The sequence below is a fragment of the Curtobacterium sp. SP.BCp genome, assembly GCF_051903255.1.
Lineage (GTDB): Bacteria > Actinomycetota > Actinomycetes > Actinomycetales > Microbacteriaceae > Curtobacterium.
The window spans coordinates 3,223,170-3,235,513 of sequence record NZ_CP194338.1; the positions used below are offsets into that span (position 1 = coordinate 3,223,170).

At 72.4% G+C, this 12,344-nt stretch carries 11 protein-coding genes; 6 read left to right on the plus strand and 5 right to left on the minus strand.

Translation table 11 applies throughout. From position 1 onward, the window contains the following. Positions 1-59 precede the first annotated feature (59 nt). The 3 genes from ACRQ4C_RS15380 to galU all read right to left on the minus strand — a co-directional run bounded on the left by ACRQ4C_RS15380 (position 60) and on the right by galU (position 2,909). The gene (locus ACRQ4C_RS15380) at positions 60-1,178 is read right to left on the minus strand and encodes a hypothetical protein (protein WP_439689291.1); all 1,119 of its coding nucleotides are present in this window, start codon (positions 1,176-1,178) and stop codon (positions 60-62) included. A gap of 109 nt (positions 1,179-1,287) precedes the next feature. After that, positions 1,288-1,947, minus strand: coding sequence for a GNAT family N-acetyltransferase (locus ACRQ4C_RS15385; protein WP_290133779.1), 660 nt, complete (start codon positions 1,945-1,947; stop codon positions 1,288-1,290). 71 nt (positions 1,948-2,018) lie between these two features. After that, entirely contained in the window at positions 2,019-2,909 is an 891-nt protein-coding gene (gene galU, locus ACRQ4C_RS15390; protein ID WP_290133778.1) for a UTP--glucose-1-phosphate uridylyltransferase GalU, read from the minus strand. Positions 2,910-3,023: 114 nt separating this feature from the next. On the opposite strand from galU, the gene ACRQ4C_RS15395 reads away from it, so the two are divergent. Genes ACRQ4C_RS15395 through mscL form a run of 3 tightly spaced genes read left to right on the plus strand, consistent with a single transcriptional unit; the run spans position 3,024 to position 4,471 of the window. Then, complete coding sequence (locus ACRQ4C_RS15395; protein WP_290133777.1) at positions 3,024-3,608, plus strand: 5-formyltetrahydrofolate cyclo-ligase; 585 nt, start codon at positions 3,024-3,026, stop codon at positions 3,606-3,608. Between the two features lies 1 nt (position 3,609). Next, positions 3,610-3,915, plus strand: a complete 306-nt coding sequence (locus ACRQ4C_RS15400) for an FmdB family zinc ribbon protein (protein WP_439689292.1) — start codon at positions 3,610-3,612, stop codon at positions 3,913-3,915. Positions 3,916-3,970: 55 nt separating this feature from the next. Continuing rightward, positions 3,971-4,471: a large conductance mechanosensitive channel protein MscL gene (gene mscL / locus ACRQ4C_RS15405; RefSeq protein WP_439689293.1), complete on the plus strand. Its 501-nt coding sequence runs from the start codon at positions 3,971-3,973 to the stop codon at positions 4,469-4,471. Between the two features lie 124 nt (positions 4,472-4,595). Here the strand turns inward: mscL and ACRQ4C_RS15410 are convergent, their stop codons facing one another. Both ACRQ4C_RS15410 and ACRQ4C_RS15415 read right to left on the minus strand, forming a co-directional pair. After that, the gene (locus tag ACRQ4C_RS15410) at positions 4,596-5,183 is read right to left on the minus strand and encodes a CDP-alcohol phosphatidyltransferase family protein (protein ID WP_290133774.1); all 588 of its coding nucleotides are present in this window, start codon (positions 5,181-5,183) and stop codon (positions 4,596-4,598) included. 364 nt (positions 5,184-5,547) lie between these two features. Next, on the minus strand, positions 5,548-9,246 hold the full coding sequence (locus ACRQ4C_RS15415) for an AAA family ATPase (protein WP_439690919.1): 3,699 nt from the start codon (positions 9,244-9,246) through the stop codon (positions 5,548-5,550). A gap of 316 nt (positions 9,247-9,562) precedes the next feature. Here ACRQ4C_RS15415 and ACRQ4C_RS15420 point away from each other — a divergent pair, with 316 nt between their 5' ends. The 3 genes from ACRQ4C_RS15420 (at position 9,563) to ACRQ4C_RS15430 (ending at position 12,231) form a co-directional block, all read left to right on the plus strand. Beyond that, positions 9,563-10,435, plus strand: coding sequence for an HpcH/HpaI aldolase/citrate lyase family protein (locus ACRQ4C_RS15420; protein WP_290133772.1), 873 nt, complete (start codon positions 9,563-9,565; stop codon positions 10,433-10,435). Positions 10,436-10,445: 10 nt separating this feature from the next. Then, positions 10,446-10,907 (plus strand): DUF6264 family protein, encoded by a 462-nt coding sequence (locus tag ACRQ4C_RS15425; RefSeq protein WP_439689294.1) that lies wholly within the window; start codon positions 10,446-10,448, stop codon positions 10,905-10,907. A 76-nt stretch (positions 10,908-10,983) separates the two neighbouring features. Then, entirely contained in the window at positions 10,984-12,231 is a 1,248-nt protein-coding gene (locus ACRQ4C_RS15430) for an FAD-dependent oxidoreductase (protein WP_439689295.1), read from the plus strand. Positions 12,232-12,344 lie beyond the last annotated feature (113 nt).

Consider the following 12,344-nt stretch of genomic DNA (forward strand, 5'->3'; position numbering starts at 1 on the left):
CACCACGGTCCGCGTGAACCGAAATCGACCGACCGTGTCCGGGCGTGCCGTGGCAGGGATCAGACCGCGCGGCGTCGACGCATGATGGCGTCGAGGTCGGCCTGCTGGTAGACGTCCTCGTCGATGACGCCCATGCCGGCCCACCGGCTCGGCGGCGCGGGCTCGACGGGCGTCTCGACGGCGGGCTCGGCCGACGCCGAGGGCGAGGACGAGGACGAGACAGCAGACGCGGACGCGGGAGCACGGAGTCCGAGTCGCTCGGCGAGCCGGCCCTGGTCGTGCGAGGACAGCGACGCGGCCGCCTCCTCGACGTCGGGCCGCATGCGCGAGACCGTCGCGAGCGACGGGTCGGTGGCACCGGCCCGGATCGCCGCGGCCTCGGCATCGGCCTCGGCCTTCGCCTCGGCGACGCGCTCCTTGAGCCGCGCAGCGAGTTCGGCGGACGACTCCGGCGAGGCCTTCGGCGCGACGGGACGCTCCACGTAGAGCGGCTTCGGCACGTGGTTCGGGGTCCAGCTCCGGTCGCGCACGGGTTCGGCGGGCGCCTCCGTCGGCAGCGGCGGCGCCGGGTCCGTCCACGCGGTGGTCGGCCGGGAGGCACGGGTCGCGTCCGTCGCGGCGGCTGCGGCACGCGCCTTCCGCGCCTGGGCGACCTGGTGCAGCTGCGCGAGGACCGCGACGGCCCCACCGGCGGCCACGAGCCCGGCGACGGCGATCAGCCAGAGTGCGGGTGCGGCGACGAGGACCACGACGGCGACGACGAGTCCGATCGTGCCGAAGAGCGTCGCGCCGAGCCGGGAGCGACGCATCCGCATCGCCGTCAGGGCCGGCACGTTCGAGGCGCGTTCGAGCACGGGCGCCTGTTCCGCGAGACGGCGGGTGATCTCCCGCTGACGGGCGGCCTCGTGCGCCCGGACGATGGCGGTGCGCTTGGCCTCCTCCGACCGGGCGACGCGCTGCGCCTCGGCGAGGGACTTCGCGTTCATCTCGACGCGGACCTCGTCGGGGAGCTCGGCGGTCTGCGCGAGGATCCGGAGGGTCTGCTGGAGCCGGATCGCGTTGCGCTCGGTCGCGAGGTACTGGCGCCGCGCCGCCCACGAGGGCACGAGGTAGACGATCCAGAGGACGGCTGCCAGGAGCAGCACGATGCCGCCGCCCCAGGAGCCGATACCTGCCATGCGCCAACGGTAGGGGCGGGGTCGCACGCGGAGCGTGATTGGCGGACGCGTGTTGCGCGTGTCGCGACGGATTCCGTCGGGGCCGAGCCGTGCCTCCAGGCAGGCCGCGTCAGAGGCGGGGCGTCGTGTGGATCGGCAACGCCGCCTCGTCGCGGGCCGACAGGGGCACGCTGCCGGCACCCGGCGGTACCCGGCCCTGGACCCAGCGCTCGAGGACGCCCTCGCGGACCTCCTCGGCGACGAGGGCGAAGCAGAAGTGGTCGCGCCAGTCGCCGTTGATGTGGATGTAGCGGCGGCGGAGCCCCTCGTACCGGAAGCCGAGCTTCTCGACGACGCGGAGGCTCGGCGCGTTCTCCGGACGGATGCAGATCTCGATGCGGTGCACGCCGACCGACCGGAAGCAGTGGTCCACGGCGAGGGCGACCGAGATCGGGGTGACGTTGTGCCCGGCGGCGTCCTCGACGACCCAGTAGCCGATCGAGGCACTCGCGAGTGACCCGTAGGTGATGCCGGACACGTTGAGCTGGCCGACGAACCGGCCGTCGAGCTCCATCGCGAACGGCAGCCCGAGGCCCGCACGCGCATTGGCCTGCAGCGCGCGGATGCTGCCGCGGACGTCGGTGGAGACGTGGCCGGAGGGGTTGGTGGCCTCCCACGTCCGCAGCCAACCGCGGTTCGAGGCGAGGGCGACGTCGAGGTCACGGCTGTCCCGGAGCCGGAGCGGCCGGATGGTGACCCGCCCGTGGGACAGGGTCGGGATCGTCGTCATCGCTGTGGTTCCTCCGGATGCGCCGAACGGGCCCGGGGGAACTCCCCCGGACCCGTTCGACGACGGGTCGGCTATTCGCCCGCGTTGAACTCCTTGAGCCAGGACTTGAGGTCCGGCCCGAGGTCTTCGCGGTCCGAGGCGAGCTGCACGATCGCCTTGATGTAGTCGAGTTTGTCACCGGTGTCGTACCGACGTCCACGGAACACGACGCCGTACACGCCACCCGTCCACTCCTCGGCGCCGGCCATCTTCATGAGGGCGTCGGTGAGCTGGATCTCGCCACCCTTGCCGGGCTCCTGCTTCTCGAGGACGTCGAAGACCTCGGGGCGGATGACGTAGCGGCCGATGATGGCGAGGTTCGACGGGGCTTCGCCCTGCGCGGGCTTCTCGACCAGGCCGGTGATCTTCACGACGTCGTCGACGTCGGTCTCCTCGACCGTCGCGATGCCGTACATGTGCGTCTGCGACTCGGGGACCTCGAGGAGGGCGACGATCGTGGCGTTCTTCTGGCCCTGGACCTCGATCATGCGCTTGAGCAGCGGGTCGCGGGCGTCGATGATGTCGTCGCCGAGCAGGACCGCGAAGGGCTCCCGGCCGACGTGCATCTTCGCGCGGAGCACCGCGTGACCGAGGCCGAGCGGGTCGCCCTGGCGGACGTAGTGCATGTCGGCGAGGTCCGTGGACTGGTTCACCTTCTGCAGCTTCTCGTGGTCGCCCTTCTTCTTCAGGGTCTCCTCGAGCTCGGCGACGTGGTCGAAGTGGTTCTCGAGCGCGTTCTTGTTGCGGCCCGTGATCATCAGGACGTCGGTGAGCCCGGCGTCGACGGCCTCCTCCACCACGTACTGGATGGCCGGCTTGTCGACGACCGGGAGCATCTCCTTCGGCATCGCCTTGGTGGCGGGGAGGAAGCGCGTGCCCAGGCCGGCGGCGGGGATCACGGCTTTCGAAATCTGGAAGCCCATGCCTGTGAACGTACCGGACCAGTCCTGGAGGGCACATGTCGTCGCTGTGGAGGACACGGCTTCGCGCGGGCCGCGGCGGGAAGCCGCAAGAGCGGCCTCGGTAGACTCCCGGGCATGATCCCCGACCGAGGTGTCGAGAAGCGTGCGTTGCGGGCGGAGCTCCGGCAGCGGCGACGCACCAGGACCACCACCGAACGCGACGCCGACGCGGCAGCCCTGACCGAGACCCTGCAGCGTTTCGTCGAGGAGCGCCAGGTCGAGTCACTCGCGCTGTACCTCTCCGCGCCCGACGAGCCCGACGTCCGGCCGTTCCTCGACTGGGCGCACGCGCGGGGCATCCGCGTCCTGCTGCCGATCACCCGCGAGGACGGGCTCCTCGACTGGGCGGTCGGCGACGGCGAGTCGGAGCACGAGGGGCTGTTCGGGATGCCGGAGGTCGTCGGCGAGGTCCTCTCCCCGCTCGCGCTCGGCGACGTCGACGCGATCCTCACCCCGGCCGCCGCGGTCGGACACGACGGGATCCGGATGGGCTGGGGCCGCGGCTACTACGACAAGACCCTCGGGTCCATGGCGAACCGTCCGCCCGTCTATGCTGTGATCTTCGACGCGGAGTACCTCGACGAGGTCCCGCGCGAGGCCCACGACGAACCCGTCGACGGCATCATCACGCCGTCGCGCATCATCACCTTCCGGAGCTAGCGTGCCCACCTACTCGTACCGGTGCACCGAGTGCGACAGCGCCTTCGACGTCAAGCAGTCCTTCACGGACGCCGCCCTGACCGAGTGCCCCGTCTGCGGTGGTGCACTCCGCAAGGTGTTCTCGCCGGTCGGTGTGACGTTCAACGGCGGCGGGTTCTACCGGACGGACTCGCGGGCGAAGCCGGCCGGCGGCGGCTCGTCGTCCGGCGCGTCGTCGACTGACAGCGGTTCGTCGTCGAGCGCTCCAGCGAAGTCGGAGCCGAAGAAGACCGAGTCGAAGAAGCCGGCCGCGCCCAGCGCCTCCTGACCTGCGGGCGGACGCCTCGGTACGGTGGGGGCTCCTCGACCGGAAGGAGGCCCGCGTGAAGGGCTTCAAGGAGTTCCTGCTCCGCGGCAACGTCATCGACCTGGCCGTCGCAGTCGTCATCGGTGCGGCGTTCACCGCGATCGTGACGGCGATCGTGAACGCCGTCATCAACCCTGCGATCGGGGCGGTGTTCAACGCGAAGAGCCTCGACAAGGCGCTGCCGGTCGTCATCCCGACCGTGTCGAACGGTCACGCGACCATGTACTTCGGCGCGGTGATCGGCGCTGCGCTCAACTTCGTGATCGTCGCCGCCGTCGTGTACTTCGCGCTCGTGCTGCCGGTGAACCACCTCAAGAAGGTGGCGTTCGAGCGCGTGCAGAAGAACCAGGAGCAGACGCCGCAGGACGTCCCGCCGACCGACGTCGAGGTGCTGCTCGAGATCCGCGACCTGCTCCGCTCCCAGAACGGCGCCGCACTGCCGGCCGGCGGCGGAGCGCACGTGGCACCGTCGGACGCGCCCGAGGGCCCGGGCATCGGCGGCTCGACGAAGCTCTAGCCGCGCCGCCGCTCCAGCTACGAACCACGAAACCGACATCGAACCGAGCTCGGAGTCCGGTTCGATGTCGGTTTCGTGGTGCGAACCGGAGCGGCAGCGCCCGGCGTGCCGCCCACCCGCGCGCTCAAGCCGCGGCAGCCACCGCGCGGCGCTTGCGGACCATCGCCACGGCGTACTGCGCACCGGCGAGCACGTGCCCGGCGGTACCGAGGTACACGAACACGAGGGCGACGATCCGGACCCACGGCGCGTTCTCGTCCACGGTGTGCACGGCGGAGAAGAGCAGCACCGGCAGGCCGACGAACAGCAGTGCCGAGCGGATCTTGCCCGTCCAGGTGACGTCGAGGTCCGGGTTGCCGTGGAACAGCACGCTCGAGAGCACGGCGAGCACCAGGTCGACCGCGACGACGACGATCACGACGAACAGCGGCAGCAGCCCGACCAGCACGAGCGAGAGCACGATGGCGATGATGGCGAGCCGGTCGGCGACGGGGTCGATCGCCTTCCCGAGCTTCGATCCCTGGTCGAAGCGGCGCGCGATGAACCCGTCGGCCCAGTCGCTGACGCCGATCACGACGAGCGACACGAGTGCCCACCCCGGGTGCCGGGCGACGACGAGCCCCACGAACACCGGGATCAGCAGGAGCCGGAACAGCGTGATGAGGTTCGGCCACGTCTGCCAGTCGGGGCGCTGTCGCGCGGTCTCAGTCATCGCCTGCAAGGCTACCCGGCCTCACCAGTGCGGCGGGACGTCGCGTCGGAGCTGGTCGTCGTTCTCGCCGTCGCGGTGCCGCGCCGGCTCCGGCGGGGCGGCCGGGTCGTAGCCCGGCACAGGCTGGGTGGTGACGCGCCTGCGCCGGCGGCGCGTGCCTCCCGGCCGGTCGTCCGTGTCGCGTTCCGGGGACGCCGACCGGACGGGAGGCGCGGCTGACGACGCGTCGTCGGTCCGCGCCCACGTGCCCACCAGCTGGTCCGTCTCCGGCGTGACCGGACCGGCGGGGCGGGAGGCCCGCCGGGACGGGCTCACCGGCGGGCGGGGCCCGCCGTGAGCACGCCGGGATCGAGATCCGACGTGTTCACCGGCGGGCGGGGATCGGCGGGATGGAGATCTCCTGGGTCGCGCCGCGGTCGACGCCGAGCACCGAGGCCACCGTGTTCGCCACGCGGTCCGGGTCGGAGAACAGCTGGAACGCGTGCACGCGCACGTAGTGCCACCCGAGCCGACGGAGCACCTCGGGCCGGAGCCGCAGCGACTCGCGCAGGGACCCCTTCACGAGCGACGCGTCGGTCTCGATCGTGACGCACACCCCGCCGTGCGCCGCGACGAGCCCGAGCTTGCCGCGGTGTCCGAGCGCGACCGGGATGCCGCGCATCTCGAGTCGGCGGGCGAGGTCGACGAGCAGCGGGTCGGAGTCGTCCGGCACGTACTCGGCGCTCGTGCGGGCGCGCACCTCGGCGAGGATCTCCGCGAGCGCGACGGTGCCGTGGCCCATCCGCTCGGCCTCGATGTCGGACGGCTGGAAGCACGTGACGATGACCATCGAGCGGCGGGCACGGGTCATCGCGACCGCGAGCAGGCGCTCCCCGCCGGGCTTGCCGAGCGGACCGAAGTCGCGGAGGACCCGGCCGTGCGGCGTCCGGCCGTAGCCGATCGAGAAGATGACGCGGTCGCGGCTCTGGGCCACCGACTGCTCGAGCGTGGCGACGATGAACGGCTCGGCACGGTCGCCGATGACGAACTCGGTGAGGTCCTTGTGCCCCTGCGCCGCGGTGAGCACGGCCTGCTCGACGCGGACCGCGTGCTTGGCGGAGGCCGTAATGACCATGAGCGACTCGGTCGGACGGGTGCGGGCGTGCTCCATGACGAGCCGCACGACACGGTCCACCTCGGCGTCGACGCTCTCGACCGCTCCGGAGTCGGGGTCCGGCACGGCCTTGCCGTCACTGACGTAGTCGAGTGCGATCGACCCGTGGCCGAGGAACGACCCGGCCCACGGCAGGGACTCGATCCGGCCGCCGTAGAAGCGTCGGTTGACCAGTTCCGCGAGGTCCTCGCCGCCGGCCCGGTACGAGCGGGTGAGCGAGAGCGTCGGGAGGAGCGTCGAGAGCTTCGCGAGCGCGGAGTCGGCGTGGAAGGCGTCGAGCGTCTGCTCGTCGACCTGCAGTGCCCGGTGGTCGGGGTCGACGGCGATGCGGTACGGCGACGGCGTCTGCGTCACCGGGTCGCCGAAGACGACGGTCTGGCGGGCACGGCGGACGGCACCGACGGTCTCCGCGATCGTGACGGCACCGGCGTCGACGAGGATCACCGTGTCGAACGGCATCGTGTCCGCGATCTCGGACACCTCGTACGGGCTCGCGAGCCACACGGGCGCGATCGACCGGGACAGGTGCGGTGCGGAGTCCTGCAGCAGACGCGAGGTGATCGCGCCCTCCTTGAGCTGCGTCTTCAGCGCCGTGGCCTCGTCCGGCCAGTCGACGAGCCCGACCTTCCAGTTCTCGGCGAGCTGCCACGCGAGGCCCTGGGACACCCCGGCCGCGTGCGCGTCGTCGACGAGCCGGAAGTCGGCCTCGACCCGGTCGAGCATGTCGGTGTTCGCCCCGAGGAGCGCCCGGTCGGACTCGAGCATCGACTCGAGGGCGGACTGCCACCACGCGAGTTCGAGCTCCGCGGGGACCTGCGTGTCCGGGACGTGCCGGTTCGCGAGGTCGGTGATGAGCGGCTCGAGCTGCAGGTCGCGCAGGGTCTGCATGAGCTCCGTGCGCTCCTGCAGGTTGTGCAGGACGTCGGATTCCTCGGCGAGCCGGGCGATCGTCGGGACGAGCTGGTCGACGGGCAGGTTCGCGAGCTGGTCCTCGCGTGCGGTGCGACCGAGCGGCTCGTCGAGGCGCGCGAGGTCCTCGACCACGTTGGAGAACAGGACCTGGACGTCCGCGATGCCCGTGGGCACCTCGGGGTTCACGCCGGCGGCGACGTACCGCTGCCAGAGCACACGCTGCTGCTGCACGCGGGTCAGTGCCTCGTGCAGGTCGGACACGTGCACGCCGGGGCGGACGTACTCGCGGGCGAGCTTCTTCAGTCGGCGACGGTTGGTCGACGACATCGGGGCACCCTCGCCCCGGGGAGCGGTCGCGGCGACGAGCTCGGACACCGAACGGTCGAAGACCACTGGCAGGAAGCGGTCGAGCGTGTCCCGGATCTCGGTGAGCAGGCGGAGGTAGATCCCGAGCTCGTTGATCGTCGTGAACTGCCGCATGTGCGTGGTCGCGACGAGGTCGTGCGCGCGGCGGAGCAGCGTGGGCAGCCCGTCAGCGTCGAGGTCCTTCGCGGTCTTGTGCGCCCGCTGCGCGCCGTCGCTGGTGGAGAACTTCGCGCCGTACCAGGGCGAGTCGTCGGGGCCGTAGCGGAACTCGCCGAGGTTGGCCGCGCTGACCATCGTCTCGGCGACCCGGGAGCGCCCCTCGACCATCGACGCGACCGACGACTGCGAGAGCCGTGCGGTCGTCGACGGCGGGACGGGCAGCAGCGAGAGCCGGGAGAGCTCGACGAGGCAGTCGAGCACGGAGACGCCGAACGACGGGTCCACGCGCGTCAGTGCACCGCGGTAGTCGATGAGCACCTTCCGGAGCCGGACGAGCGCGTCGTCGACCTCGCGGAGGTTCGGACGCTTCGCCTTCTCGTTGCGGGCGATCGCGCGGACGACGTCGCGGCGGAGCGTCGACGGCGTGACCGCGACCCCGGGCAGGTGCACCTCGCCGAAGCGGGCGGCGATGCCCCGGAGGGTCGCACGCCGGGGGCTCACCACGAGGACGCGCTTGTTCGCCGCGACGAGACCGCCGAGGGCGTTGACGATCGTCTGCGTGCCACCGGTGCCCGGGAGGGTCTTCACCACGATCGAGTTGCCGGCCGTGATCTGCGCGATCACGTTCTCCTGCTCGTCGTCCGCGTCGAGGAGCAGCGTGTCGGTCTCCGGGCTGCGCTCGTCGGACGGCGTCTGCTCGACGGGCCGGTAGGACTGCTCGACCTGCCACTTCGCGCTCGGGTTGCCGGCGAGGGCGTCGAGCACGGGGTGCGAGAGGTCACCGGTGTCCTCGACCATGCCGGTCGCGACCTCGGCGAACGTCGAGACGACGAGGCGCGCGTGCACCGAGAAGCCGGGGATGTGCGCGGTGAGCCCGCGGAGCCGGTCGATCACGGGGTTCGGTGTGAAGGAGCCGTCCTGCTGCGCGAGCGCGACGAACGACTGCGCGTCGAGGATGACGCCGTACTGCTCGTGCAGGGCGTCGGCGAGGCCGGGATTGAGCACGGGCTCGCCGAGCAGGCGCACCTCGAAGTCGCGGCCGTGGCGTCGGATCGCGAGCGGACGCAGCAGCACCGGCCCGCGGAAGTGGTCGTCGCCGTGCTTCCAGTCCGCCATCCCGATGCCGAGCTTGACCGCGTCGATGCCGCGCACCGTCGCGAGTTCGGTGCCCTTCGCCTCGACGTGCGCCGCGGCGATGCGGGCCGCACGGAGCGCGACCTCGTCGCGGATGAGGCTCGACAGCAGCGTCGTCTTGCCGGTGATGAACTGTGCGAGGCCGCCGGGGTGCGTCGTCGAGAGCTCGATGCGGGCACGCGGGTGGTCGGAGAAGCGGGTCAGCGGGCTCGTGCCGCCGACACCGGTGAGCTGCTTCCGCCACGCGTCCCACGCGGGCTCCGCCGCGTTGCCGGCCTGGAGGCGCGGGTCACCCAGGCTGATCGCCTGCGGACTCGTCAGCTGCAGCTCCGGCCGCAGGGTGCGGTCCGTCTCGTCGGTCGCGTCCGCACCACGGTCGGGCGCGCTCGACGGTCGCTGTCCGACCGGGGCATGCGACCCGGTCGGACCCGTCGTCTCGTCCTGCTCCTGCTGTCCGTTCCGGGGGCGCGCGTCGGCACCCTCGACGGGGACGTCGTCGTTCACGTCGTCCTCACCGTCGGTCACCCTGTCCGCTCGCCACACATCGGACACTGTAGGCGGAACCGGACCCGTGCTCCTGCAATGAACCGGAGGTTTCCGGATTCGTCGCCCGTGACACGCGGGCTGGAGGTCACGGTGTGGTACCAACGTGGACATGGCCATCGACGACCGAACCGCTCCGCCCGCCCCGACCCCGTCCCGTCGACGGGCGGTGGCGCCGGACATCTCGCGGTCGTGGCTCCTCGTCTCCGGCAACCACGCCGACCGCTTCGACCGGGCGCAGCGATCCCGCGCCGACCAGATCATCCTCGACATCGAGGACGCCGTCGACCCCGCCGCCAAGCCCGCCGCCCGCTCGACCGTGGCCGCCTGGCTGGCCGGGGGCGGCGAGGCCTGGGTCCGGATCAACGACGTCACCACGGACTTCTGGGCCGACGACGTCGAGGAGCTCCGCGGCCTGCCCGGGCTGCAGGGCGTCATGCTCGCGAAGACGGAGTCACCGGCGCAGGTCACCGACACCTGGCACCGGCTCGGCGGACAGATCCCGGTGGTCGCGCTCGTCGAGTCGGCGCTCGGCATCGAGGAGGCGACGTCGATCGCTCGGGCGCAGGGCGCGTTCCGCCTGGCGTTCGGGTCCGGCGACTACCGACGGGACACCGGGACGAGCGCCGACACGCTCGCGATGGCGTACCCGCGGTCGCGACTCGTCGTGGCGTCACGCGTCGGCGGCCTCCCGGGTCCGATCGACGGCCCCACGGTGGGGTCGGCGCACGCCATCCTCCGCGAACAGTCGCAGATCGCGGTGTCGCTCGGGCTCACCGGCAAGCTCTGCCTCGACACCGAGCAGCTGCCCGTCATCAACGAGGTGATCTCGCCGACGCCGACCGACGTCGCGTGGGCGCAGGACTTCCTCGACGACTTCGAGGCCCGCGGCCGCGTCATCCGCGACGGCTCGGACCTGCCGCGCCTCGGCCGGGCGCAGAAGATCCAGAAGCTCGCCCAGGCGTTCGGCGTGGAGGCACGGTAGGACTGGTGCCATGACCTGGTCGAACGTGCCCGGCGGGCAGCCCACCTCCTCCTCCGGTGACGAGCAGCGTGCCGCGGCGTGGGAGCGCGGCGGCACGACGCTGTTCCCGGCCGGACGGGTCGCGGACCGGGTGACGACGATCCTGCTCCTCGCGTTCGGCGCGGTGATGACCGTCGTCACGGCGGTCGTCGGCGTCGTCGCGGTGATCTCGGCGACCGCGACCTGCGACGCCGCCACGGGATGCTCCCCCGGCGGGTACCTCGGCGGCACCGCGATCGCGGTCGGAGGGGCGTTCGTCGTCGGCGTCGTGACCGTCGTCCTGGCGATCGGGGCGTGGCTGCGCCGCCGGACCTCCTGGTGGATCGCGGCCGTGGGCTTCGTCCTCGCGGTGGCGTGCGTCACGTGGGGCGGCGTCGTGTTCGCGCAGGCCGCCGACCACGGCACGGCGTCGTCGTCGGTCGGGACCGCCTGACGGACCGGACCCGGCACGCCGGAGCCGCACCGGGCCTCCCGGCGGTCGTCCGCGGGACGGGCGTAGCGTCCGCGGCATGGTGACCACACGGCGGACCACGGTGGCGGTGGTGGGAGGCGGCCCGGCCGGCGTCGTCCTCGGGTTGCTGCTGGCGCGAGCGGGCATCGCCGTCGAGGTCGTCGAGCGGCACGACGACTTCAACCGCGACTTCCGCGGCGACACCGTGCACGCCTCGACGATCCGGCTCCTCGACGAGCTGGGTCTCGGCGAGGCGTTCCGGTCCCTGCCGCAGTCGCGTCTCGACGACTTCTCGCTGCCGATGCCCGACGGCTCCCGGCTGCTGCTCGGCGACTTCTCGCGGCTCGACCCGCCGTACGACCACGTCGCGATGGTGCCGCAGTGGGACCTCCTCGACATGCTCGTCACCGCTGCCCGCGCAGAGCCGTCCTTCACGATCACGATGGGGACGGCCGCGACCGGGGTGATCCTGGAGAACGGGGTCGTCACGGGCGTGCACCTCGCTCCCCGCAGCGGCGCCGGCGAGCGCACCGAGCTGCGGGCGGACGTGGTGGTGGCGTGCGACGGCCGTGGCTCGACGGTCCGGGACGCCGCCGGGTTCCGACCGGTGTCGTCGTCCGTGCCGTTCGACACGTGGTGGTTCCGGCTCCCGCGGCGCGACGGCGACACGGCGAGCGCCCTCGTGCCGGCGTTCTCCGAGGCGGACGTCCTGCTCTCGTTCCCCCGCCCGGACTACCACCAGGTCGCGTACTTCGCGCCGAAGGGGTCGGACGCGCGGCTCCGCGCCGAGGGCGTCGAGGCGTTCCGCGCCCGGGTCGCGCGTCTGCGGCCGGACTTCGCGGAGCGGGTCGGGGCGATCGGCTCGATGGACGAGGTGCACGTGCTCGACGTCCGGATGGACCGGCTGCGGCGCTGGTGGCGGTCGGGGCTGCTCTGCATCGGCGACGCCGCGCACGCGATGTCCCCGGCGGGCGGGGTCGGCATCAACCTCGCCGTGCAGGACGCCGTGGCCACGGCGACCGTGCTCGCTCCGGCGCTCCGGACGGGCCGTTCCGGGGCGGGACTGGACCGGGACCTCGCACGGGTGCAGCGTCGTCGGACGCCGCCCGCGGTGGTCGTGCAGGCGGCGCAGTCGGTGCTGCACCGGGTCGTGTTCGAGCGGGCGTTCGCGGGTCGGCTCGGGGACGGGCCGCCGCTGCTGCCCGTGCTCCTCGCCCGGTACGTGCCGCCGATGCGTGGACTCTACGCACGCGGAGTCGCCTTCGGGCCGCTGCCGGAGCACGCGCCGGCGTGGGCGCGGCGGTAGCCGAGGCGCGGCGGTGCCGGACGGGCGCTCGTGAGGCTGCGGAACGACGTCGGCGCCGTCGCACGACAACGACGGTGTCGTTCCGCCGCGCATGTCGGACGGGAGGCGCGTGG